We start from the raw sequence: 22,182 nt of genomic DNA on the forward strand, positions 1-22,182 counted from the left end.
TGTGAACCTCCTCGAACCGGCTACGGTAGAGCGCGCCCGCGCGCCGGGTCAAGGGCTCTGCAAACATACACGCCCCATTGTCGGGCGTCTCCCTCCGAGGGATGGTGGCGAGGAAACCGTTCCTCGACGAACATCGGCCCCCGCACGCGCGCATCCCACCAGGAGGACGACGCGACGCGCCGAAGGGGCCGGCTCAATGCTTCACGTTGGCCACGAGCTCGGCGGCGCGGAAAAACTCCTCCGACCAGGGAGGCAACGCGCGCGGGGCGCGCTGGCGCACGAGGCGAATGGGCTGCGCGACGCGCGAAAGGACCTCGGGCTGGATCTCGCGGTCGGTCCACCCGAAGAACCACACGCCCTCCAGCCGATCGAGCCCGATCATCCGCAGGACGATCCGGCCCTCGATGCCCTGCTGCACCCAGCGAAAATGGCCGGAGAGCACGCCCTCGTGGAGCTTCCATCCGAAAAACTCGCCGGTGAGCCGGGTCGCGCCGCGGAACGCATACGGCGCGCGCATCTCGCTGCCGATCATCCGCACGACGAGGGAGGTATCGTCCGTCTCGTCCCGCCAGAGCCCCTCGACGAGGTCGGGATCGATCGACTCGCCCGGCTTGTCCTCGACGTCGAGGGCCCGCTCGATCAGCGCCCGCGCATCGAGGGGCGCGTCCTTGGGCGAGGCCTCGGTCGTCTTCGGAGACGCGCTCGCCGTGTCCTTCGGGCGGCTGAGGCGCGCGAGGCGCGCGGTGCGCCCTTCGAGCCCGCCGCGGAGGAGCGACAGGACCGGCGCGAGCGCCGATTCGAGGTTGCCGGCGTCGGAGAACGTCGCCGTCCGGAGGCCTGCGAGGTCCGGGGGGAGGTCGAGGGGGATGTCCCGCGAATGGACGAGGAGCATGCGGCTGCGGCCGAGGAGCCCTGCGAACAGGCCGATCTGGAAGAGGACGCTGTCGCGCGGCCGATTCCGCCCCGCGGCGGCCTCGCTCGAAAGATCGGCGGGCCCGAGCACGAGGATTGCGTACTCGATGGCGGGCGAGGCCTGGCAGAGCTTCTCGAGGGTGAACGCGCCCTGCGTCCAGAGGGTGCAATCGGCATCCTCGGCGAGACCACGCTTGAGCTCGCGGGCCACGGGCAGCCCTTCGAGGGAGGCCCCGATGAAGATACGGGAGCGGCGGTTCGACATGGGATTCCTCGTTCCCGGCCTCGGAGGGAGGCGCGGACGGGTTCGGGGGACGTGCCCATGATGCCCAGCCGCGCCCGGCTGTCAACGTGGACGCGAGGCGCAGCGCACGCGTTTTTCTTGACCGCCTCCTTGGACAAACGTATCCGGGGCGCGTGCCTTCCCTGCCGCACGAGGCGATCATCGAGCTCTTCCGCAACCGCCCCGTGCTCGCCGCGGAACTGCTCGCGGAGGTCTTCTCCGTCGCGCTCCCGGCCTTCACCGAGGCCCGCATCGAGTCCGCCGACATCGCCGACGTCATCCCCCGCGAGTTACGCGCCGATTTGCTCGTCCTCTTGCTCGACGGCCAGGCCGTCCTCGTCATCCTCGTCGAGGCTCAGCTCTCCGCGGACCCCGACAAATCCTTCGCTTGGCCGGCCTACGTCGTCGGCGCGCGGGCGCGGTATCGGTGCCCCGCGTGCTTGCTCGTCGTCACGCACGACGCCGCGCTCGCCGCGCGCCTGGCACGGCCGATCGTGCTCGGCCCAGGGGAGGCGCGCCTCACCCCGTTCGTCCTCGGGCCCCAGGGCATCCCCGTCGTCACGGAGGAGGCCGCCGCGCACGAGCGGCCGGAGCTCGCCGTGCTCTCCGCCATGGCCCACGGACGAACCGACGTCGGCCTCGACGTCGCCATCGCCGCCATCGCAGGCATCGAAGACCCGGACCGCAAGGCGATTTACATGGATGTCGTGCTATACTCCCTGGGCGAGGCTGCACGCAGGGCCATCGAGGCGCTCATGTGGAAGAACTACCGACCCCAAAGTGACCTCGGTCGTAAGTTTTTTGCCGAAGGCCACGCCGAAGGCCACGCAGAGGGCCTCCTCGAAGGCGAGCTCCGGCTGCTCGTGCGCCAGCTCGAACGCAGGCTCGCGCAGAGCCTACGCGCGGAGGAGCGCGCTCGCCTCGCCGAGCGGGTACGCGAGATCGGCGCCGAGCAGGTCGGGGACCTCGTGCTCGATCTGTCACCCGAAGAGCTCGCCGCCTGGCTCGCGTCGAAGAACTGATTCCCCGCAAAGCACCCGCTCGTCGAGCGGCAAGCTCCGGAACGTCTCAGGCCGCGAGAAGGTCCCCGGCGTCGTGAGGAGCTCCGCAAGGCGCGCATCCGCAAGCCGAGTGCATGCACGGCGCTCGGTCGGCAAAGGCCCAGGGCAGGGGAGCAGAGCCACCATCGCCCAGATCGACCGGCGGTCCTCCGGCAAGAGGCTCTCATACAGCGCATGGCCAAAGACGAGGGCAAGCGCGCTCCCTTCGGCCATTTCGTTCTGCACAGCCAACGTGTCCCGCGCCTCGAGCGCCGCCATGATGGCAGGGACGCGTCCCTCGTCGGCGAGCAGGAGCAGGCTGCCCTCGTCGAGCATCGCAAGCCCGTCCTGCTCACGCGTACGCCGATCCGGCAGCGCCTTGGGCGCATCCCCGAGCCGCGCCGCGACAGTCCGGTGCTGCCGAGCATGCAGCGCGCGCTTGCCCGCCGGAAACGTGGCCCACACGAGCGCATTCAGGAAATCATGCCAGTTCGAAGGCCGCGTCGGCACCCACCCCTCGACATGGATGCGGGCGTCATAGAGCGAGGACGGGTCGACCGGCCTGCGGCCGCGACGGCGCCGAGGGCGCGGCGGCTGGAGGCGAAAGTGGACACCCGCAGCCTCGGAGAGCGTCTCGTCCACAGCCTCGACCGCCGGCCACTCGAGGGCCCCTTCGAAGCGCGCCGCCACATCCCGGATGGGCCAGTAGAGGGAGCTTTTCCGGAAGAACCCCGAATCCCAGGCGATCACGCGCCCCAGGGTAAACCGCCCTGCGGCGTCCACGCCAGCCCGGGGTTTCACCCCGGACCCGAGAAGGGGGCTGTCCGCCCCCTTCACCCCGGACCAGGCACGGCCTGGACCGAAGGCGACAGCGCGCAAGCGCGCTGTCGACCGAGATGGGGTCGCCAGCGGACACGTCCACGCGGCTGGTTTGCCTGGCAGGATCGTCGCGGGTCTTGCCACGGGCCCGTCGTAGAAACCGCGCATCGCGCGGTTTCTACGCCCCCGGTCCAGGCCGTGCCTGGTCCGGGTCCAGGGGTGGACAACCCCGGGGTTTGGGGCGTAGCTCGGCTTGCCGAGCGTAGCCCCATCGTTGACCAGACGGGGTCCGGGGTGAAACCCCGGCGCGGCGCTACGCTCAGCCGAGCTTCGCGAGGAGCAGCTCGTTCACGCGCTCGGCGTTGGCCTTGCCGCCGGAGGCTTTCATCACCTTGCCGACGAAGAAGCCAAGGAGCTTGGTGTTGCCCTCCCTGTAGCGCTTCACCTCGTTCGGGCTCTCGGCGAGGACCTTGTCCACGATTGGCTCGAGTGCGGAGGCGTCCGAGACCTGGCGCATGCCCTTCTTCTCGACGATCGCGCGCGGGCTCTCGCCGCTCGTGAGCATCTCGGCGAGGACCTCCTTCGCGATCGTGGGCGTGATGGTGCGGTCGTCGATGAGCGAGGCGAGCTCGCCGAGTGCTGCGCCGCCGAACGGGAGCGTGCTCGGCTTTTTGCCGTCGAGCTTGCGGGCGAGCTCGTTCACGACGAGGCTCGCCACCGTCTTCGGGCCTGGGTGCGCCGCGACCGCTTGCTCGTAGAAGGCGCGGAGATCTGCGTCCTCGGCGAGCACGATCGCGTCCTCGCGGCCGAGGCCTCGGGACTCGAGCGACTCGGCGATCCCCCGCGCCTCCGGCGTGAGTTTTCCGAGTCGCTCCTCCGGGCTCGTCTTTACAGCAGGCTTCGCCTCGTCGGCCTTCTTTGCTCGCCCCGCCTCCTGCTTCGGCTCGGCGATCTTCGCCCAGGAGTCCTTGAGCGAGACCGTGCGATTGAAGACGGGCGCGCCGGGCTTCGCGTCGATCGGGTCGACGAAGAAGAAGCCTTGGCGCTCGAACTGGAAATGCTGCCCGCCCTCGGCCGCGGCGAGGCTCGGCTCGACGACGGCGCCCGGGAGCACCACGAGCGAATCGGGGTTCAGCCCTGCCTTCCAGTCCTGGCCTTCCTCCACGAGGTCCGGCCGTTCGTCGCGGAAGAGCCGGTCGTAGAGGCGCACCTCGGCCCGAAGCGCGTGCGCTGCGCTCACCCAGTGCAGCGTGCCCTTCACCTTCTTGCCGGCCTGCGCCGCGCCTTCGCGCGTCTCCGGGTCGTACGTGCAGCGGATCTCCGTCACCTCGCCCGTCGCGGGATCCCGCACGACGTCCTTGCACGTCACGATGTACGCATACCGCAGGCGCACCTCGCGGCCCGGCGCCAGGCGGAACCACTTGTCCGGCGGATCGAGGGCGAAGTCGTCGCGCTCGATGAAGACCTCCCGCGAGAACGGGATCTTCCGGCTGCCGCCTTTGCCAGGATCGTCCGGGAAGAGCGGCGCCTCGAACTCCTCGACCTTGCCCTCCGGGTAGTTCTCGAGGACCAGCTTGATCGGCCGGAGCACGGCCATCACGCGGCCGGCGCGACGATCGAGGTCGGCGCGGATGCAGGACTCGAACTTCTCGACCTCGACGGTGCTGTTCGTCTTGGCGACGCCGATCTCCTCGCAGAAGGCGCGCAAGGAGTCGGGCGTGATGCCGCGGCGGCGCATGCCCGCGAGCGTCGGCATGCGCGGATCGTCCCAGCCGCGCACGAGGCCGCCCTTCACGAGCTCGAGCAGCTTGCGCTTGCTCATCACGGTGTAGGTGAGGTTGAGCCGGGCAAACTCGTATTGCCGCGGCCGCGCGGGCACGTCGACGTTCTCCACGAACCAGTCGTAGAGCGCGCGGTTGTTGTCGAACTCGAGCGTGCAGATCGAGTGCGTGATGCCCTCGATCGCGTCCGAGAGGCTGTGCGCGAAGTCGTAGAGCGGGTAGATGCACCAGGTGTCGCCCGTGCGGTAGTGGTGCGCCCGCTTGATGCGGTACATCGGCCAGTCGCGCATCTTCATGTTGGGCGAGGCGAGGTCGCCCTTCATCCGCACCACGTGCGCGCCTTCGGGGAACTCGCCCTTGCGCATGCGCTCGAAGAGGTCGAGGTTCTCCTCGATCGAGCGGTCGCGGTAGGGGCTCGGCTTCCCGGGCTCGTTCACCGTGCCGCGATACGCGCGGATCTCGGCCTCGTTCAGGCTGTCGACGTACGCCTTGCCCTTCTTGATGAGCTCGACCGCGAACGCGTAGAGGCGCTCGAAGTAGTCGGAGGCGTAAAAGAGCTTGTCGCCCCAGTCGAAGCCGAGCCAGCGCACGTCGCGCTGGATGTTCTCGACGTACTCGACGTCCTCCGTCGTGGGGTTCGTGTCGTCCATGCGGAGGTGGCAGACGCCGCCGAACTCGCGGGCGAGGCCGAAGTTCGTGCAGATGGCCTTCGCATGGCCGATGTGGAGGTAGCCGTTCGGCTCGGGCGGGAAGCGGGTCACCACCTTCGTGTGGCGCCCCTTCTCGAGATCCTCGCTGATGATGGCCCGGATGAAGTTCTGGGCCGCGCTCTCTTCGCGCTCTTCCGGGCGCCTTGTCGTCGTCACGGTGGGCTCTCCAGGGCAAAGCGACGCTCGTGGCCGCTCCGCGGACGCGGGAACCTACTCCACGAGGCGCTTTCCTGCTAGCGCCGCTTGAGCCGCTCGATGACGTCCTCCACGGCCGCGGCGATCTCGTCGGGCACCTCTTCCTGGAGGAAGTGGCCCGCCTGGGTGGTCGTGACGCTTGCGCGCGGCAAGACGCGCTGGTGCCGCGCGAGAGCCTTGCCGAGGATCGGATCCCGCTCGCCCCATACGAGCGCGACGGGCCCGGAGAAGCCGCGGATCCAGGCCTCGACGCGCTGGAGCGCCGGGAGGCTCGGGTGCTCGGGGCTGTCCGGGACCATCCGCGCGAGGGCGAGGGGGCCGATCCGGTCGGCGAGGCTGCGCAGCGGGTAGGTGTAGGCGCGGGCGGTGGTGCCGCGGATCGAGTGGCGATCGCCCTGGGCGATGGCGAGCAGGTTCTGCGGGAAGCCAAGGCCCCGGAAGACGACGTCGCTCACGACGGGCACGCGGGCGAAGCGGTGGAACAAGGTGCCCCGCGGGCGCGCCGGGGCGAGGATGGAGGTGTTCGCGAGGACGACGGCGGCGATCCGGTCGGGCACGAGCGAGGCCGCGAGGACGCCGATCGGCCCGCCCCAGTCCTGCCCGACGAGGACGAGGTCCCGCAGGTCGAGCGCCGTGACGAGCTCGGCCACGACGGCGGCGTGGCGCTCGACGGAGTGGTCTTCGAGGCGGGCGAGTCTGTCGGAGAGTCCGAACCCGAGCAAGTCGGGCGCAATACAGCGCAGCTCGGGCAGGCCGGCGATGACCTTGCGCCAGAGGAACGACCAGGTGGGGTTGCCGTGGACGAAGAGCGCCGGGCGCGCCCGCTCCGGCCCGTGGTCGACGAAATGCACGAGCTTGCCGGCGTCGTCCGTGTGTTCGAGCCGGTAGGCGCGGCGGCGCAGGGGCATGTCGGCGGCGAGGAAGCCGGGCAGGGGGGGCGGAGGCGCGAAGGGCATGACGAGGCTCGTTCGTAGGGCTCCCTCGAAGCGATAGCCCGAGGGATCCGCGGAAAGCAAGGGAAAGCGCGCGCCGGGAGGGGCGGTCACGTTGGCGCGGAGGGGCTGGCTCGGCTACGAACGAGGGGCGTGATCTCGCGTCGATCCCTGCTTTTCGGCCTCGCCGGCGCGGGCGCCGCGGCCGCCACGACGGCCGTCGCCCTGCGCCGCGGCGGGCGCGTCACGCGGCTGCCCGATCCGTTCGGGCCGCTCGCCGCGCTGACGCCGTGGTTTCCAGCTGGCTTCGGGGTGCGGCGGGTCTTCGTGGATCCGGGGCACGGCGCGGCGGGAAACCCGGGGAACTCGTCGTGTTTCTGCCGGGAAGAGCAGGACTTCACGATGGCCGCGGGCCGCGCGCTCGCCGCGGCGCTGCGGGCGATGGGGGCGTTCGAGGTGCGCCTCTCCCGGGAGGGGCCGGGGCCCGTGGAGTACCGGGCCCGCGTGGAGGATGCCGAGGCGTGGGGAGCCGAGGTGTTCTTGAGCCTGCACTCGGACGTTCGAGGTCAAACAGGCGAGCGCTGGAACCCCGAGCCCGGCCGCGAATGCGTGGTGAACCTGGCAGCGCCGGGGTATTCGGTGCTCTGGTCGGACGAGGGGGAGCCGAAGCTCGCCGACGCGCGCCACGCGCTCGCGCGGGCCGTGGCGCGGCGGATGCGGGAGGCGGGGTTTTCGGCGTACGCGGGCGTGGAGTACGGCGACCTGTATTCGGTCGATCCGGAGCAGCCTGGGGTCTTCGTCGACAGGCACACGCCCGAGCGGCGGATCTTCGTGCTGCGGCGGCCGAAGATGCCCTCGGTGCTGGTGGAGACGCACCACGCGCTCGATCCGCGTGATGCGCGGCGCTGGGACGAGCCGGCGACGCTCGTGTCGTTCGCCTCGGCCGTGGGGGCGGCGCTCGTGGACGTCCTCGGCTCCTAGGAACGCCCGCTACGGCGCGGAGCGGATGACGCCGCGTGCTCGGTACGCCGGTTGCCGGGGCCTCGGCCGGCGCCCCCGGTGTGTGCACCGGCACGCCACGCGGAAAGGATGGATCATGGATCGGCGGACGTCCCTCGGGGTGGTGGCAGGGCTCGCAGGCGCGCTCGTGCTCGCGGGGGCAGACGCGCAGGGCGCGAAGGCCGCGGGGGTGTACGGGATGAGCGCGCCGGTCACGGGCTCGGTCGTGGACGCGTTCGGCCATGTGACAGGGCAGCTCGCTGGCACCGTGACGGTCGAGAGTTTTGCCTCGCAGAGCGGGCAGCTCGTCGCGAACGGGAAGGTGACGGCGCGGCTCACCGACCTCGCGGGGAACGTGATGGGGACGGTGAACATCGGGGTCGCGATGGGAGCGTCGATCACGCACGCGACGTGCACGATCCTGGAGCTCGAGCTCGGGCCGCTCTCGCTCTCGGCCCTCGGCTTGCAGATCGATCTCAGCCGGGTCGTGCTCGTCCTGACGGCAAACGCCGGGGGCGGGCGCCTGGGTCAGCTCCTCTGCGCGTTCGCGGATGCGCTCGGCGGGGGCGGGATGCCGCCGTCGCTCGTGGGGATGCTGAACGACGTGCTCGTGCTCTTCGCGCGGTAGCGGTCACGTCCCGAGGACGAGGCCGCCGTTCACGTCGAGGACCGCGCCGGTGATGTACGAGGCGTCGTCGCTCGCGAGGAACGCGTAGACCGAGGCGATCTCGGCGGGCTCGCCGAGGCGCTTCAAGGGCGTCTGGCCCGCGATGGCGTCGAGGTTCTCCTTGGGGACCTTGCGGACCATGTCGGTGAGGATGAAGCCCGGGGCGACGGCATTGACGCGGATGCCGGCTCGGCCGAGCTCGCGGGCGAGGGTCTTGGTCAGACCGATCACGCCGGCCTTCGTGGCGACATAGTTCGCCTGGCCGAAATTGCCGTAATGGGCGACGACGGAGGCGGCGTTCAGGATGACGCCGCTCTTCTGCTCTTTCATGAAGGCGGCGGCCATCTGGCAGAGCTTGAAGACGGCGGTGAGGTTGACGGCGATGACCTGATCCCAGTCCTCGGCCGAGAGCTTGGCGAGGCTCTTGTCGCGGGTGATGCCGGCGTTGTTGACGAGGACGTCGATGCCCTTCTTGTCGCGCACGGCCTGCTCCAGGGCGGCGAGGCCCTCGGGGCGCGAGACGTCGGCCGGGACGTAGGTCATGCGCTCGGGGAATGCGGAGGCGAGATCGGCGCGATCGGCGGGCACGACGTCGTTCAGGAGAAGCTCTGCGCCCTCCTCGTAAAACCGCGTCGCCGTGGCGCGACCGATGCCGCTCGCCGCCCCCGTGATGAGCACCCTTTTGCCGGACAATCCTCGCATGGCTTCCGTCCTCCGTCATGCTGCGGCGCACAACGGTACGCGCAGATCGAGCCCCTGCCGGGGGCGCGCCCGCAGCAGGGCGTAAAATGGGGGCTGAGCTGATCGATAGGGGATCGAGCAGCCAGTCGCCGGTCAGCGTAGGGCGGCGCGGGGATGGACGTCAAGGAATTTCATGTTGCGGCGCAGCATGCCGGAGGAGGTGGCGCCGCCGGCCGGGCGCCATGGCGGCGCCATGCTTGTTTGCTCGCGTTGTGCGGTCTTTCCCCGCGATATTCGTCGGGCACGGCGCTCGCACAGGGCCCGGGTATGGCGGCGCGCGACGAGGATGACGAGGAGGGCGGCGATGATGACGTCGACCTGACCCTGCGCCACGTGTCGCAAAAGCTCCCGCTGGCCCTGGCGAGGGCATTTTCGAGGACACGCGCGCCCATCGAGTCGGCGACATGGTCCGAGACGCAGCTCACCTCGCGCCAGCGGCGGCTCGATCGGGCGCTCCTCGTCAAGGCGGGGAGCGAGGAGCGGCTGCTTCACGTGGAATGGTCGCTCGTGATGCCGCGCGACCTGCCGTGGCGGGTCTTCGAATACCACGTGATGACGGCCATGGCGCTGCGGGACGAGGCGCGCGCGAAGGCGACGCGAAGGCTTCCGCGCATCGAGAGCGTCGTCGTGCTCCTGTCCGGTCGGGACGAACCCTGGCCCGAGGAAGGGGAGTACCGCACCTCGTCCGAGGAAACGGGTTTTTCCGGGGTGCGTTTCCGGATCGAGCCAGTCTATCAGCGGACGGTGGCGGAGCTCGAACGCAGGGCGGCCGAATCCGCAAGCCCGCTGTGGACGCTCTTCACGCCGCTCGCCCGAGACGCGGATCCGGCCAAGATGCTGCGGATCCTCGATAGACTCCGCGAAGACAGCTCGGAGGAGAGTTTCGAGGAGATGGGGGTCGCGATGGCCGTACTGGCTCGGCTCAACAGACGTGACACGACGCTGCGCCGTGTGATACGCTCCTGTTTGCCGAGGGTGCTCGTCATGAAAAACTGGATCTACCGCGAGGGTCGAGAGGAAGGACGAAAGCTCGGACACATCGAGGTCGCCGCCAGCCTGATCGAACGGCGCCTCGGGCGGACGCTCTCCGCAGAGGAATGCGATCGCCTGGCTCTGCGAATCGGCAAGCGGGAGAGCAGACTCCGGCTCGTGGATGCGGTCCTCGACCTGTCCACGCCGGACCTCGAAGTTTGGCTCGCCGCACCGGTCGACGGATAACCCGAGCGCGGCGAGCTTTCCTCGCTCATTCCTCTTCGATCGAAATCCCGAACCCCGGATCCTCGTAAAGCCGGTCGAAGACCTGGGCGAATTTTTTCTCGATGGTCTTGCGCTTCACCTTGAGCGTCGGCGTCACCTCGTCCTCCTCGAGGGAAAAATCCCGTTCGAGCAGGTGAATCCGCTTGATGCCCTCCACGCGCGCGAGCTTCGTATTCGCGCGGCGGACCGCTGACGCGACCCGCTTTTGCACCTCCGGATCGGTCGTGGCCTTCTCCATCACCGGCGCGAGCCCCGGCGGACGGGAGAGCGGGCTCGCCATGAGGGCGCGGCGTAACTCGTCGGCTTGCGCGTCCCCGAGGTGGCCACGCGCCTTCGCCCATTCCACGGCTTCGAGCGGGTGGATCGTCACGATCGCCGTGCAATAGGGCCGCCGGTCGCCATGCGCGTGCACCTGGCTGATGAACGTGTCGCTCGCCTTGATCTCGTTCTCCACGTTCGCCGGGCTGATGTTTTTCCCGCCCGACGTGATGATGAGGTGCTTCTTGCGATCGACGATGAACACGAAGCCATCCGCGTCCTTCCGGCCGATGTCGCCCGTGTGCAGCCACCCCTCCTCGTCGATCATCTCCCGCGTCGCCTCGGGGTTTTTGTAATACCCCTTGAACACGTTCGGGCCACGCACGAGGATCTCGCCGTCGTCGGCAATTTTATCCTCGACGAACGGGAGCGCGCGGCCGACGGAGCCGAGGCGGACCTGGCCCGGGCGATTGCCGTGTGTCACGACCGTGGCCTCGGTCATGCCGTACATCTCGTAAATGGGGAGGTTCGCCGCCCAGAAAAACGCGAGGATCGGGCGCGGGATCGGCGCCGCCCCCGTGATGAAACGTTTTACGCGGCCGCCGAACACCTCCCGGACCCGCGAAAAGACGAGTTTGTCGGCCACGCGATGCGCGAGCCGCGCCGGGAGCGAGGGCGTCTCGCCGCGTTGCCAGGCCTCCACGACCGCGAGGCCCGCCGATTCGGCCCACCGAAAGACCCGCTTTCGCGCTGTCGGGGCCTTGTCGACCTCGGTCTGGATGCGAGCATAGGCCTTCTCGAAGATACGCGGGACGCTGCCGAAGAGCGTCGGGCGCACCTCCTTGAGCTCCTCCAGCACCGCGGGCACGCTCGTCGCGTACGCGGTGGCGATGCCAAAATCGATGCGGCCCCAAAACGCGAGGATACGCTCGGCCGCGTGCGCCATCGGCAAGAACGAGAGCGAGATGTCCGAGCGCGAGAACGCGTTGAAATGGACGCCCGCGAGCGTCACGAGGATGTTGCGGTGCGAGATCATCGCCCCCTTGGGCGGGCCGGTCGTGCCGCTCGTGTAAATAAAGAGCGCCGTGTCGTCGGGGTCGATGGCCTCGATGCGGGCCGCGACGAGGGAGGCGTCGCCCGGCGCTTCGAGGGCCTCGTCCCAGCTGACGAGCCACGCATGCTGGCGCAAGGTCTCTTCGAGGCCCTGCGTGTCCCACACGACGACGAGCTCCAGCTTGGGGACCTCGTGCTTGACGGCGAGGATCTTCTCGACCTCGTCCTTGCCCTCGACGAACACGACCACCACGTCCGCGTGATCGAGGACGTACGCGAGTTGCCCCGGGGCGAGCGTGGGGTACGCGCCGACCGTGACCACCGCGGCGAGCTGCCCGCCGACGTCGCAGATGCACCACTCGGGGCGGGTGCTGCCGACGATGCCGATCTTGTCGCCGGGCGCGAGGCCACGCTTCGCGAGGAAGGTCGCGAGGGCCATGGCGCGCGCCTTGAACTCGGCCCAGGTCGTGGACCTCCATTCCCCGTTTTTTTTCGCCTTCCAGGCGACGGCCGTCGGCGTGGCGGCGGCGCGGCGCAAGAAGAGGTCGGCCAAGGACCGCGCCTCGTTCGCGAGCGGGACGGCGGGATCGGGCGGCGGGACGACAGGATCGAGCATGAGCTCAGCCTCCGGCAGGTGCCTTCACGAAGGAATCGAGGAGCGCGACGAGGGTCTCGGGCGCTTCGAGGTTCGGCGAATGGCCCACGCCAGGGACGATCTCGTGGCGCGCGCCGAGGAGATCCGCGGTCCGTGTTCCCACCTCGCGCGTGGAGAGCATGTCGCGCTCGCCGCTGACGACGAGGGCCGGCACGCCCGCGAGCGCGCGGAGCCGATCGCCGGGCGCCCAATCGCGGAGCGCGTCGAGCGTGGCCATCGTGGCCTCGGGGGCTTGGTGGTGGCTCTCGGCGACGAGCTCCTGGAAAAACGCGTCGTTCGGCGCCGTGGGCGCGATGCCGCGGAACGCGGCGGCGAAGATGGCGAGGTTCTCCTGGGCGAGGCGCTGGCGGTCAGGGACGTGGTAGGCGCGCGGCATGCCATCGGGCCAGGCAGGCGCGACGAGCGTGAGGGAGCGGGCGCGGGCGCGATCGGTGAGCGCGAGCTCGAGGATCACGGCCGTGCCGAGCGAGTGGCCCACGAGGTGCGCCGCGGACCACCCCAGGGCGTCCATCAAGCTGGCGAGGTCCTGGGCGAGGCGTGGGACGCTGTAATCGTGAGGTGCGGCGCGGGTCTGCCCGCGGCCGCGGAGGTCGGGTGCGACAGAGCGGTAGCGCGCGGGCAAACGGTCGAGGACAGGGCGCCAGAAGAGGCTCGTGGTCCAGTTGCCGTGCACGAACACGAAGGGCTCGCCGTGTTCGTCCCCGCGCGTCGACCAATGGATCGTGAGTGATCCGGATTGGAGGGAAGGCATACCGGCATCATCTTCGACCCGAGGCCCTTCGTCTATGGCCAGCATGCCCCTTGTGTAGCCACCACGAGCCCCCTAAGCAGGCGCCATGAAGAGCCTTCAGGTTGGATCGGTCGTCTTTGCTGCGCTCGTGGGGGGCGCGGCGCTCGTCGGTTGCGAGCAGCCTCCGGCGTCTCCGAAAGCCGGGACGGATTCGGCCGGGGGAGCCGCAGTTCAGGACGGAACGAAGAGGAGCCTGCACGATTTCAAGGTGAAGACGATCGTCGGGGAGGAGCGCTCGCTCGGCGACTTCCGGGGCAACGTCGTGCTCGTCGTCAACACGGCCTCGGAGTGCGGCTACACACCGCAATACGCGGGCCTCGAGAAGCTGCACGAGCGCTTCGAGGCGAAGGGCTTTTCCGTGCTCGGCTTCCCCTCGAACGACTACGGCGCGCAGGAGCCCGGGACCGACGCCGAGATCGCCACGTTCTGCACGAGCAAGTTCGGCGTGAAGTTCCCCATGTTCTCGAAGATCACCGTGAAGGGGAGCGGCAAGCATCCGCTGTATACGTTCCTCACGCAGGCTGCGCCGGCGGGCGAGGTGAAGTGGAACTTCGAAAAATTCCTCGTCGGCAAGGATGGCGCGGTGAAAGAGAGGTTCCCGTCGGCCGTCGAGCCCGAGGACGAGAAGCTCGTCCAGGCGATCGAAAAAGCGCTCGGAAGCTGAGCCTGCTCGGGGGAACGGCTTCCCACCCTCGCTTCGATCGAACAAGATCCCGAACATGACGCTCGACGAGGAGCTGCTCGATGCGGCCAGCCGCGGCGACGAGGCGCGCGTGAAGGACGCGCTCGCACGCGGGGCAAACGTGGACGCGACGCGGAGGTACACGACGAGCGTCGATCGCGAGGTGCTCGAAGGGACGGCCTCGGCGTTGATGCTCGCGATCATGAACGGGCACGACTGCGTCGCCGAGCTTTTGATCGAGCGCGGCGCGGATCCCGATGCCGCAGACGAGCTCACGGGGCGCACGCCGCTCGTGGAGGCAGCCGCGCGGGGAGAGATCAGCGTCGTGGAGGCGCTGATCGACGGCGGCGCGAGCCTCGACGCGCGGGACGCGATGGCGAACCAGAACGCGGTGACGGCGGCGGTCATGGGCGGGCACGCGGGGATCGCGCGGCAGCTCGTCGAGGCGGGCGCGCCGATCGAGCCGCGGGCCTTCGAGGAGGCGACGCGGCGCGGGAGGCTCGAGCTCGCGGCGTTTTTCGTGGAGCGCGGGCTCGATCCGGACAAGACGGAGGCGCTCGAAGGGGCCGCGACCGCGGGGCGCGTGGACGTGATCACGTGGCTGCTCGCGCACGGCGTGGATCCGAGAAAACACGGGTGTGAAGCGCTGCTCTCGGCGGCGAACGCGGGCAAGGCCGAGGCCGTGGAGTTACTCGTCGCGGCCGGCGTGCCGATCGACGCGACGACGAGGTACGGCTGGATGCCGCTGCACCTCGCGGCCTACAACGGCGACACGAAGACGGTGCGCGCGCTGCTCGCGCTCGGCGCCGATCCACGCGCCGATGACGGGACGGGGAAGACGGCGCTCGACTGGGCGCGCGAGGCGGGCAAGGCCGAGAGCGTCCGGCTGCTCGAAGAAGCGCTCAGAAGGTGAGCACGAGCTTGCCGACGGTGCCGCCGCCTTCGATCGCGCGGTGCGCGTCGGCCACACGCTCCACGGGGAACGACGTCACGGGCGGCGCCTGGATGCGGCCCTCGTCGATCCAGCCGACGAGCTTCGTCATGTACGCGTCGAGCAAGTCCTTCTTGTGGAAGAGGTAGGAGAGGTTGAACGCGAGCACGCTCTTGTTGTCGTTCGTCAGGTCGAGGGGGTTGTAGCGGGGCGTGCGCAGCCAGTCGCGGGCGAGCTTGAGCCAGTTCGGTCGGCCTCCCTTGCGCGGCATCATCGTGTGGAAGCCGTAGACGACGAGCTTTCCGGCCGAGGCGAGGTGGCGGTAGCTCTCGCCGAGCGTCTCCACGCCGTTCGCGTCGAACACGGCGTCGTAGCCCTCGGGCGCGAGGCGCTCGGCCACGGACCAGAGCGGCTCGACGCTCTTGTCGATGACCGCGTCGGCCCCGAGCTTGCGCGCGACGGCGACCTTGTGGCTCGCGCCGACGACGCCGACGACGCGGCAGTCCGCGATCTTGCCGAGCTCGACGAGCGCGCTGCCCACGCCGCCCGCTGCCGAGTGGACGAGCAGGTTCATGCCGCGGCGCACGTTCGCGAGCTCGAAGAGCGCGTAATACGCGGTCAGGAACACCGAGGGGAAGCCCGCAGCCTCGGCGACGGAGAAGGTTTTTGGCAGGGGAAACACCTGGTGCGCGGGGATCGCGACGCGGCTCGCGTAGCCGCCGAATCGGGTGACCGCGAAGATGGGCGTGCCCGGGGCAGGCCCGGCCACACCGGCGCCGAGAGCTGCGACTTTGCCGGCGACCTCGAAGCCGGGCGTGATGGGCCAGCCGACGTACTTCTTCGCCGACTCGTAGAGGCCCATGCGCACGATGCAATCGGCGTAGTTCACGCCCGCGGCCTCGACGTCGACGAGGATCTCGCCGGGGCCGGGGCTGGGATCCGGATGCTCTTCGAGCTTCAGGCGATCGTAGCTGCCGGGCCCATGGATCACGACCTTTCGCATGGGCCCACGCTAGCCTGCGGGCAGGCTCAGCGCGAGGGCTGGCCGACCGGGAGCGCGACGATCGTTTTGACGCTCTTCTCCTTCAGGTCGAAGAAGACGATGTCGTTCGAGTCCGCGTCGTCGAGCACGAGCCGGTCGCGCGTGGGCAGGATGTTCACGTGCTCGGGCGTGAACGTCGTCGCGACCTGCGCGATCTCGCCGGCTGCGAGATCCAGCCGGAAGAGCGACTGATCGTCGACGGCCCACATCTCCTTGTGGCCCACACGGCTCACGAACTCCGTGAGGCCCACGCTGGGGCCCTCCATCTGCGTGGATTTGTCCTGGTCCACGTCGTAGAGCACGAGCCGCTGATCGCCGTCCGAGGAGGCGACGACGACGAAATTGCCGTCGCGGCTCACGAAGTACGAGATGCCGCCCTCGATCGTCACGGGCTCCGGGTCGACGTCGAGCGTCGCGGCGTCGACGAGCCAGAGCTCCTGGTTGCCGTTCATGTCCTGATCGCCGTAGGACACGATCGTCGAGCCGTCGGGCGTGAAGCCGACGGGGCCGCGCGCGCCGGGGACCTCGCGCAGCTCCTTCGTCGCCGGTTCGAGCACGAGCAACTCGTGCGTGTAGACGATCGCGTCGTTCGGCTGGACCTCGGCCTTGCGGACGGGGAACACGATGTACTTGTCGTCCGGGCTCATGCCGACCCACGTGAACGAGGCCCCGACGTCCGCGGTGATGTTCGGCACCTCGATGTCGAACAGGGGCGCCGCCCAGAACGAGCCGCCGATCTCGACCTCGAATTCGCGGCTCGCGACCTCTTGCATCGACCACGCGAGGAGGCGCGCGCGCGGGGCGGGTGTGTTTTGATCGTAGAAGACGATCGCCACGAGCGTGTCGCTCTTGTTCAGGAACATCGCTTCGAGCCCCTCGCCGTCGTGCGGGATCACGTGCCGGTCGAGGGTGTCGGCCTCGATGATGTGGATCGGGGTCTTCTCCGAGGTGTTGTCCGCGACGCCGATGAACTTGCGGCTCGGGCTCATGCGGGTGCCGTTGTACCGGACGTCGAGGTCCACGCTCTTCTTCAGCGCGAGCGTCTCGTGGTCGAAGAGATCGAGTCGATCCTTGTCGTTCGCCTCGCTCATCACGAGCAGGCCCGAAGCCGGGAAGAGCAGGCGCGGATCGGCGCGGCCCGTGAGATCGGCAGCCTCGCGCACGAGGCCCGTGTCGGGGTCGATCGCGAAGAGCGTGCTCGCAGGGATCTTTTCGGGTTGGGCCGCGTTTGCGGTATCGCTGGCGAGGACGAAGGACGTCTCGGTGCGGTCGTCGACGGCGATGGCGCCGTTGCCGAGCCAGGTGTCCTGGCCCGGGTTGTTCTCGCCGAGCGAGAGGCCCGTGCAGCCGGTGAGGGCGAGCGTCGAGACGAAGGCAAGGTAGGGAAGTCGAAGCATGCAAAGTCCTCCTGAAAGCGCGTCGCGCGGCCTCCGCGGCCGGCAAAAAAGGTGCCATCGCGGCGGCCCATGAAAAACGCCTGGGGACGGGGAGCGCGGCGCGCGGCGCGAGCGCGGCATCTCCCTGACAACGACGTCATGCCTGCGGAGCGCGTTTTTTACGGCGGCGATGGGCCTCGCTAGCGTCGCAGAGCAGGCCGGTCCGCGGACAAACGTAAAAGGATCGCCAGAGGCCATGGCTGCGGAGCGGGAAGAACTCCTCCCGCCGCGGGCCGCGGCCGTCGGGCGCGTACGGAATGCCGTCGATGAGGACGGGGTTTCGCTCGACGAACTGGAGGACGTGATCGAAGACGTGCTTCTGCACGGCGCTGTCGGGCGAGAGGGAAGCGCGAATCTCCGACCACACGGCGTCCCACGGGCGGCCCACGCGGCGCGCGAGGAAGCGGCGGAGTGGGGCGAGGTTCTCGTTCAGATCCCGCGTGCGGCCGCGGTACTTCATGCCCTCCTTGAGCGGCGCGGCTTCGGGATCGGCCTTCATGCGCGTCGCGTAACGCCCCTTGCCCGCGCCGCGCCCGCGGCCCCAGTCGTACCGCGGCCGCTCGATGATGAGCTCGAACATGTCTTTTCGCATCGTTCACCCCTGAAGGCTCACGTCTCCACGAGCGCGCCCTCGGACGAGAGCGCGTACGAGCGCACCGGCGCGCCTCGTTCGAGCCGCGCGTGCGACGACCAGCGCGCGGCCTCCTTCGCGGCCGCCGCGCGCACGGACCGCGCCCGGAGGAGCGCCGCGATCCGCGCGAGCGCGCGCCGCAGGTTCGCCCGCTGCGATCGCTCGTCCGCGACCCGCACGACGATCCCCGTCGGCACGTGCTTCGCGCGGACCGCCGTCTCCGTCTTGTTCACGTTCTGCCCGCCAGGGCCGCTCGCCCGCATCGTCGTCACCTCCACGTCGCGCGGGTCGATCGCGGCCCCGTCGTCCACACGAACCTCCTCGTCCTCGTGGAGCACGACGGACGCGTACCAGCGCTTGCGGGCGGCCTTTCCGCGATCGGGGCTGCGCGCGACGAGCGCGTGCGTGCCGACCTCGCCTTCGAGGAGCGCGGGATCTCCCGAGGCGACGAGCTCCACCGAAAGGGGAGACTCCTCGTCGCCGTGGGTCACCGTCTCCTCGACGACGAGGCCACGCGCGGCGCACGCGTCCGCGAGCCGCGCCGCGAGGAGCGCGACGAACCTGCGCACCTCCACGGGCCCGTAGCCGGCCGTCACCTGCACGACGAGCTTTTTCATTGCTTCACCGTGACGAGCGGCACGAGCGAGGCGATCGGCGCGGCGAGGCCCTCGTCGACCAGGCTCGCGACGACCGGCTCGATCGGCTTGTAGGCGTCGGGGTGCTCTTCGTAGAGCAGGTCCGCGTCGTCGCACACGATGCGGCCGCCGTGCGCCGTGCGGCCGAGCTCGGCGCGCTTGTACCGCGTGGCGAGCTTGGCCCGCGCCTCGGTGCGGGTCATGCGGCGTCCCGCGCCGTGCGCGACCGACGCGAGCGCGCCCTCGTGCCCATGGCCAAGGAGCACCCAGGAGGGCGCGCCGCGGCTGCCGAGCACGACCGTGGCCTCGCCGCGGCTCGCGGGCGCGGCGCCCTTGCGATGGATCCACACGGGGCTGCCCGCGATGTCCTCGCGCCGGATCGTGTTGTGCACGATGTCGATCACGCCGCGCACCTTGTCCCGGCGCAAGGCCGAGAGCGCGCGGAGCAACCGGCACGCGACGAGGAAGCGGTTCGCCTGCGCGAACCGCACGGCGCCCGCGAGATCCGCGAGGTAGACGTCGATCGCCTCGCCCGTGAGCGTGGCGTCGCCGTACCGGCGCCCGATCTGCGCGCCGAGCCCACGCGAGCCCGTGTGCACGAGCGCGACGAGGCCGCCTTTCTCGAGGCCCATCCCGTCCGCCGTGGCCTCGTCGCGCACCTCGGTGACGCGCGTGATCTCGGCGAAATGGTTGCCGCTGCCGATGCTGCCGAGCGCGCGGCCGTGCGAAGGATCGCGGTAGACCGCGGGATCTCCGCTCGGGCCGAGGTCGAGCTCGCGCTCGCGTTCGGCCATCGCGGCGATGTCGTCCGGTACGTTCGCGACCTCGGCGAGGCCCTTCGCGCCCTTGTGCCAGCAGGCGTCGAAGACCTCGAGCGGGTCGCAGTCGGCGAGCGGATCCTCGTCCATCGCGGCGCGGACGCGGCGCTCGAGTTTGTCCACGGCGCGCGGCGAGGCGGTCGTGGCGAAGAGGAGCACGCCGCACCCGGCGTCGCCGCCGACGAGGTACGGGAGCACGCGCTCCTGGAAGGCGAACGCGGCGCCGATGGGCCCGCGTCCGGAATGAAGGTCGGGCATGCCCGCAGCGCGCACGCAGCCGGGAAGCTCGGCGACGCGGGTGAACTGCGTGATCGCGTCGCCCTCCATCCAGACATCGGGGCGGGCGAAGATGCGGGCGTGCGGGGGAAGGGAAGGTTGGGGGAGAGAAGAAGTGCCCATGACAGGAATCTCGGAACCGTCGTTGATTGACTTCGCGGCCCCGTAATGCGGAAACCGTGCCAGCCCGATTTCGCGGGAATTTGGGGGGTGGTCTCGGCGAGGTGGTGCATGGCGCATCAGAACGACGGTGCATGGCGCACCATGCATGGTGTACGATGCACCAGGTGAAGCGGGCGCTCCTGACGTGGTCGGATGCGGGGGTGACGGGGAGGACGCCGTCGCACCACGCGCCGCGGCCGTCGAGTGATCGGGGGCCGGTGCTGCGGCTGCTCGATCAGGACGAGAGCCGCTACGAGGTCGCGTGGGTGCTGACGATCCCCGAGGGCGAGGCGCCGGCGCGGTCGCTCTGCCGCTCGATCGAGGCGCGGATCGGCAAGGTCGAGCTCGTGGTCGTGCCGGTCACCGATCCTTCCGATTACGGGATGCTGTTCCGCGCGCTCGGTCCGCTCGTGGGGCGGGCGAAGTCGGAGCTTTTGGCCTCGAACGTGGCGCTCGACGTCCTGCTCTCGGCGGGCACACCGCAAGCGCAGACGTTGTGGGTGATCCTGGTGCAAGCGGGCCTCTTGCCCGCGCGGATGCTGCAGGTGATCCCGCCCGCGTTCGTGCCCGTGCCGCACCCGAAGGCCGTGCGCGAGGTGCGGCTCGACATCGAGGGGTTTCCGGAGATCCGCGCGATGCGCGACGAGCTCGCCCGGCTCCGGGCGGCGGCGCAGAAGGGCGCTTCATTGCTGCTCGGCGAGAGCGCGCCGATGGTGGAGCTACGGGCGAAGCTCGATCGGGTGGGGGCGAGCGACGCGCCGGTCCTGGTGCTCGGGGAGACGGGCACGGGCAAGGAGCTCTGCGCGCGGGAGATCCATGCGCTTTCGCCGCGGAAGGAGGGGCCGTTCGTCGCGGAGAACTGCTCGGTGTTCGCGGAGGGCGTGCTGTCGAGCGAGCTCTTCGGCCACGAGGCGGGCGCGTTCACGGGCGCGGGGAAACGGCGCCGCGGCGTGTTCGAGCAGGCGCACGGCGGAACGCTCTTCCTCGACGAGATCGGCGAGATGCAGCCGCGGGTGCAAGCGGCGCTCTTGCGCGTGCTGCAGGAAGGAACGTTGCGGCGCGTGGGCGGCGAGGGGAAGGTCGACGTCGACGTGCGGATCGTGGCCGCGACGCACCGGGATCTCGGGGCGATGGTGAAGGCGGGCGCGTTCCGGGAGGATCTCTACTATCGGCTGCGCGGGGCGACGCTGTTGGTGCCGCCGCTCCGCGCGCGGCCGGGGGACGTGGAGCTGCTCGTGGAGTCGTTCCTCGCGGAGATCCGGGGGAAAAAGGGCGGGCGGCGGCTCCGGGTGACGCGTGAGGCGATGCGGGCGCTCGCGAGCCACGTTTGGCCGGGGAACGTGCGCGAGCTGCGGGCCGAGGTGATGCGCTGGGCCGTGTTCTGCGATGACGTGGTGAACGTGTCGGATCTGGCCCCGGAGATCCGAAGCGGCGGCGGAAGCGGAAGCGGCAGCGAGGGCGGCGGCGGGCGCGGCAACGGCAGCGAGGTGCGGTCGCTCCGGGACGTGGTCGAGGCTGCGGAGCGTGCGGCGCTCGTGGCCGCGCTCGCGGCGGAGGGCGGCAACCTGAGCCGGGCCGCGCGGGCGCTCGGGATCGACCGGAATACGCTGAAGCGAAAGATGCGGGCGTTCGGGATGGCGGAGGACGACGAAGCCTAGGTCAGAATCGAGCGCCGCCGTGCGCCGAGGCCGCGTCGATGCACGAGTCGAGGGCGTTCTTCTCGTCTTCGCACACGTCGTTGTTGTTGTCGTTTATGGTCGAGTAGCGGGCTTCCTTCTCGTCGCACTTGCCCTGCTCTTCGATGCAGGTCGTGTAGGTCGCCCAGGCGTCGCCGCAATCGTAGGCGTCGGCCACGGATTCCCGCGTCGCGAACTGCTCGCAGGTCTGGATCTCGTCCTCATCACTACAGTGCTCGCACTCGCAGATGATGTCGCAAACGACCTGCGCCCGGGAGCACCCCGCCGAAGCGGAGGCGAGTCCCAGGAGGAGGGCGGCATTCACGAGGATCGTTCGAATCATGCTCCTACCTCCTTCAGTTGTTGCAGCGCGAATACGTGTTCCGCTCGGCTTCGCACGTGTCCGTGTTGGTCAAGGGGACGCCAAAGGCCTTGGTCATACATTGCCCATTGCTGCAAACGGCGCCGCCGTTGCAGTCACCGTTCGACATGCACATCTCCCCCGTGGACTGGCTCGAGCACTCCAGCAAGGGCTCGGAGCACGTGACGAACGTGTCGAACTCGTCGCCGCAGCCGATGCCGTACGCCGTGTCGCGTACGCCCTCGTACGACGCGATGCAGGCGTCGATGTCGGCCTCGTTGCCGCCCAAACACGCCTCCTGCGCCTCGCATGTCCCCGCAATGTCGGGCCCGCACCCCGTCGCGAAGACCACGACGAGGCCAAGGCCCGCGAATAGCAAGTTTTTCTGGTTCATTCCTGGCTCCTTTGGGGAGTATAGACGCTTCCAAGCCAAAGGAACG

At 69.6% G+C, this 22,182-nt stretch carries 21 protein-coding genes; 7 read left to right on the forward strand and 14 right to left on the reverse strand.

Features of this window, described 5'->3' with window-relative positions:
- Positions 1-193: 193 nt before the first annotated feature.
- The gene (locus POL67_RS26405) at positions 194-1,177 is read right to left on the reverse strand and encodes a TIR domain-containing protein (protein ID WP_271921882.1); all 984 of its coding nucleotides are present in this window, start codon (positions 1,175-1,177) and stop codon (positions 194-196) included.
- A 152-nt stretch (positions 1,178-1,329) separates the two neighbouring features.
- On the opposite strand from POL67_RS26405, the gene POL67_RS26410 reads away from it, so the two are divergent.
- Positions 1,330-2,217: a hypothetical protein gene (locus POL67_RS26410; RefSeq protein ID WP_271921884.1), complete on the forward strand. Its 888-nt coding sequence runs from the start codon at positions 1,330-1,332 to the stop codon at positions 2,215-2,217.
- On the opposite strand, the gene POL67_RS26415 is transcribed toward POL67_RS26410, so the two are convergent.
- The 3 genes from POL67_RS26415 to POL67_RS26425 form a co-directional block, all read right to left on the reverse strand.
- The gene (locus tag POL67_RS26415; RefSeq protein ID WP_271921886.1) at positions 2,176-2,985 is read right to left on the reverse strand and encodes a DUF3025 domain-containing protein; all 810 of its coding nucleotides are present in this window, start codon (positions 2,983-2,985) and stop codon (positions 2,176-2,178) included. The genes POL67_RS26410 and POL67_RS26415 overlap by 42 nt on opposite strands.
- Before the next feature lie 388 nt (positions 2,986-3,373).
- Positions 3,374-5,701 (reverse strand): glutamine--tRNA ligase/YqeY domain fusion protein, encoded by a 2,328-nt coding sequence (locus tag POL67_RS26420; RefSeq protein ID WP_271921888.1) that lies wholly within the window; start codon positions 5,699-5,701, stop codon positions 3,374-3,376.
- A gap of 77 nt (positions 5,702-5,778) precedes the next feature.
- Entirely contained in the window at positions 5,779-6,696 is a 918-nt protein-coding gene (locus tag POL67_RS26425; protein ID WP_271921890.1) for an alpha/beta fold hydrolase, read from the reverse strand.
- Between the two features lie 129 nt (positions 6,697-6,825).
- Here POL67_RS26425 and POL67_RS26430 point away from each other — a divergent pair, with 129 nt between their 5' ends.
- On the forward strand, positions 6,826-7,653 hold the full coding sequence (locus POL67_RS26430; protein ID WP_271921892.1) for an N-acetylmuramoyl-L-alanine amidase: 828 nt from the start codon (positions 6,826-6,828) through the stop codon (positions 7,651-7,653).
- A 115-nt stretch (positions 7,654-7,768) separates the two neighbouring features.
- Positions 7,769-8,299, forward strand: coding sequence for a hypothetical protein (locus POL67_RS26435; RefSeq protein ID WP_271921894.1), 531 nt, complete (start codon positions 7,769-7,771; stop codon positions 8,297-8,299).
- A gap of 3 nt (positions 8,300-8,302) precedes the next feature.
- Here the strand turns inward: POL67_RS26435 and fabG are convergent, their stop codons facing one another.
- Positions 8,303-9,040, reverse strand: a complete 738-nt coding sequence (fabG, locus tag POL67_RS26440) for a 3-oxoacyl-ACP reductase FabG (protein ID WP_271921896.1) — start codon at positions 9,038-9,040, stop codon at positions 8,303-8,305.
- A 306-nt stretch (positions 9,041-9,346) separates the two neighbouring features.
- On the opposite strand from fabG, the gene POL67_RS26445 reads away from it, so the two are divergent.
- Positions 9,347-10,297: a hypothetical protein gene (locus POL67_RS26445; protein ID WP_271921898.1), complete on the forward strand. Its 951-nt coding sequence runs from the start codon at positions 9,347-9,349 to the stop codon at positions 10,295-10,297.
- Positions 10,298-10,322: 25 nt separating this feature from the next.
- Here POL67_RS26445 and POL67_RS26450 read toward each other — a convergent pair whose 3' ends face one another.
- On the reverse strand, positions 10,323-12,263 hold the full coding sequence (locus tag POL67_RS26450) for an AMP-dependent synthetase/ligase (RefSeq protein ID WP_271921900.1): 1,941 nt from the start codon (positions 12,261-12,263) through the stop codon (positions 10,323-10,325).
- A gap of 4 nt (positions 12,264-12,267) precedes the next feature.
- Positions 12,268-13,053 carry an alpha/beta fold hydrolase gene (locus tag POL67_RS26455; RefSeq protein ID WP_271921902.1) on the reverse strand — a complete coding sequence of 262 codons (786 nt, stop codon included), beginning with the start codon at positions 13,051-13,053 and terminating at the stop codon, positions 12,268-12,270.
- A gap of 85 nt (positions 13,054-13,138) precedes the next feature.
- Here POL67_RS26455 and POL67_RS26460 point away from each other — a divergent pair, with 85 nt between their 5' ends.
- Together POL67_RS26460 and POL67_RS26465 are read left to right on the forward strand one after the other, a co-directional pair.
- Positions 13,139-13,756: a glutathione peroxidase gene (locus POL67_RS26460; RefSeq protein ID WP_271921904.1), complete on the forward strand. Its 618-nt coding sequence runs from the start codon at positions 13,139-13,141 to the stop codon at positions 13,754-13,756.
- A 55-nt stretch (positions 13,757-13,811) separates the two neighbouring features.
- The gene (locus POL67_RS26465) at positions 13,812-14,687 is read left to right on the forward strand and encodes an ankyrin repeat domain-containing protein (RefSeq protein WP_271921906.1); all 876 of its coding nucleotides are present in this window, start codon (positions 13,812-13,814) and stop codon (positions 14,685-14,687) included.
- On the opposite strand, the gene POL67_RS26470 is transcribed toward POL67_RS26465, so the two are convergent.
- The 5 genes from POL67_RS26470 to POL67_RS26490 all read right to left on the reverse strand — a co-directional run bounded on the left by POL67_RS26470 (position 14,677) and on the right by POL67_RS26490 (position 19,666).
- Positions 14,677-15,708 carry a synaptic vesicle VAT-1 family membrane protein gene (locus POL67_RS26470; RefSeq protein WP_271921909.1) on the reverse strand — a complete coding sequence of 344 codons (1,032 nt, stop codon included), beginning with the start codon at positions 15,706-15,708 and terminating at the stop codon, positions 14,677-14,679. The genes POL67_RS26465 and POL67_RS26470 overlap by 11 nt on opposite strands.
- Positions 15,709-15,734: 26 nt before the next feature.
- Positions 15,735-17,144 carry a TolB family protein gene (locus POL67_RS26475; protein WP_271921911.1) on the reverse strand — a complete coding sequence of 470 codons (1,410 nt, stop codon included), beginning with the start codon at positions 17,142-17,144 and terminating at the stop codon, positions 15,735-15,737.
- Between the two features lie 136 nt (positions 17,145-17,280).
- Positions 17,281-17,775, reverse strand: coding sequence for a hypothetical protein (locus POL67_RS26480; RefSeq protein WP_271921913.1), 495 nt, complete (start codon positions 17,773-17,775; stop codon positions 17,281-17,283).
- Between the two features lie 17 nt (positions 17,776-17,792).
- The gene (locus POL67_RS54315) at positions 17,793-18,431 is read right to left on the reverse strand and encodes a peptide chain release factor-like protein (RefSeq protein ID WP_373372372.1); all 639 of its coding nucleotides are present in this window, start codon (positions 18,429-18,431) and stop codon (positions 17,793-17,795) included.
- Positions 18,428-19,666: an RtcB family protein gene (locus POL67_RS26490; RefSeq protein WP_271921915.1), complete on the reverse strand. Its 1,239-nt coding sequence runs from the start codon at positions 19,664-19,666 to the stop codon at positions 18,428-18,430. The genes POL67_RS54315 and POL67_RS26490 overlap by 4 nt, the downstream gene beginning before the upstream one ends.
- Positions 19,667-19,821: 155 nt before the next feature.
- Between POL67_RS26490 and POL67_RS26495 the strand changes: the two genes are divergently transcribed.
- Positions 19,822-21,363 (forward strand): sigma-54 interaction domain-containing protein, encoded by a 1,542-nt coding sequence (locus POL67_RS26495; RefSeq protein ID WP_271921917.1) that lies wholly within the window; start codon positions 19,822-19,824, stop codon positions 21,361-21,363.
- Position 21,364: 1 nt separating this feature from the next.
- Here POL67_RS26495 and POL67_RS26500 read toward each other — a convergent pair whose 3' ends face one another.
- Both POL67_RS26500 and POL67_RS26505 read right to left on the reverse strand, forming a co-directional pair.
- Positions 21,365-21,724, reverse strand: a complete 360-nt coding sequence (locus POL67_RS26500) for a hypothetical protein (RefSeq protein WP_271921919.1) — start codon at positions 21,722-21,724, stop codon at positions 21,365-21,367.
- A gap of 13 nt (positions 21,725-21,737) precedes the next feature.
- Complete coding sequence (locus POL67_RS26505) at positions 21,738-22,136, reverse strand: hypothetical protein (protein ID WP_271921921.1); 399 nt, start codon at positions 22,134-22,136, stop codon at positions 21,738-21,740.
- Between the last annotated feature and the right edge of the window lie 46 nt (positions 22,137-22,182).

Origin of the sequence: Polyangium mundeleinium (genome assembly GCF_028369105.1) — a bacterium.
In the GTDB taxonomy this organism is placed as follows: domain Bacteria; phylum Myxococcota_A; class Polyangia; order Polyangiales; family Polyangiaceae; genus Polyangium; species Polyangium mundeleinium.

What these genes read in the sequence shown, in the direction of transcription:
- POL67_RS26465 (WP_271921906.1), top strand. Translation starts at nt 13,812, where the DNA reads ATGACGCTCGACGAGGAGCTGCTCGATGCGGCCAGCCGCGGCGACGAG.
- POL67_RS26450 (WP_271921900.1), bottom strand. Translation starts at nt 12,263, where the DNA reads ATGCTCGATCCTGTCGTCCCGCCGCCCGATCCCGCCGTCCCGCTCGCG.
- POL67_RS26435 (WP_271921894.1), top strand. Translation starts at nt 7,769, where the DNA reads ATGGATCGGCGGACGTCCCTCGGGGTGGTGGCAGGGCTCGCAGGCGCG.
- POL67_RS54315 (WP_373372372.1), bottom strand. Translation starts at nt 18,431, where the DNA reads ATGAAAAAGCTCGTCGTGCAGGTGACGGCCGGCTACGGGCCCGTGGAG.
- POL67_RS26495 (WP_271921917.1), top strand. Translation starts at nt 19,822, where the DNA reads ATGCACCAGGTGAAGCGGGCGCTCCTGACGTGGTCGGATGCGGGGGTG.
- POL67_RS26455 (WP_271921902.1), bottom strand. Translation starts at nt 13,053, where the DNA reads ATGCCTTCCCTCCAATCCGGATCACTCACGATCCATTGGTCGACGCGC.
- POL67_RS26405 (WP_271921882.1), bottom strand. Translation starts at nt 1,177, where the DNA reads ATGTCGAACCGCCGCTCCCGTATCTTCATCGGGGCCTCCCTCGAAGGG.
- POL67_RS26505 (WP_271921921.1), bottom strand. Translation starts at nt 22,136, where the DNA reads ATGAACCAGAAAAACTTGCTATTCGCGGGCCTTGGCCTCGTCGTGGTC.
- POL67_RS26425 (WP_271921890.1), bottom strand. Translation starts at nt 6,696, where the DNA reads ATGCCCTTCGCGCCTCCGCCCCCCCTGCCCGGCTTCCTCGCCGCCGAC.
- POL67_RS26475 (WP_271921911.1), bottom strand. Translation starts at nt 17,144, where the DNA reads ATGCTTCGACTTCCCTACCTTGCCTTCGTCTCGACGCTCGCCCTCACC.
- POL67_RS26480 (WP_271921913.1), bottom strand. Translation starts at nt 17,775, where the DNA reads ATGCGAAAAGACATGTTCGAGCTCATCATCGAGCGGCCGCGGTACGAC.
- POL67_RS26445 (WP_271921898.1), top strand. Translation starts at nt 9,347, where the DNA reads ATGGCGGCGCGCGACGAGGATGACGAGGAGGGCGGCGATGATGACGTC.
- POL67_RS26490 (WP_271921915.1), bottom strand. Translation starts at nt 19,666, where the DNA reads ATGGGCACTTCTTCTCTCCCCCAACCTTCCCTTCCCCCGCACGCCCGC.
- POL67_RS26500 (WP_271921919.1), bottom strand. Translation starts at nt 21,724, where the DNA reads ATGATTCGAACGATCCTCGTGAATGCCGCCCTCCTCCTGGGACTCGCC.
- fabG (WP_271921896.1), bottom strand. Translation starts at nt 9,040, where the DNA reads ATGCGAGGATTGTCCGGCAAAAGGGTGCTCATCACGGGGGCGGCGAGC.
- POL67_RS26470 (WP_271921909.1), bottom strand. Translation starts at nt 15,708, where the DNA reads ATGCGAAAGGTCGTGATCCATGGGCCCGGCAGCTACGATCGCCTGAAG.
- POL67_RS26460 (WP_271921904.1), top strand. Translation starts at nt 13,139, where the DNA reads ATGAAGAGCCTTCAGGTTGGATCGGTCGTCTTTGCTGCGCTCGTGGGG.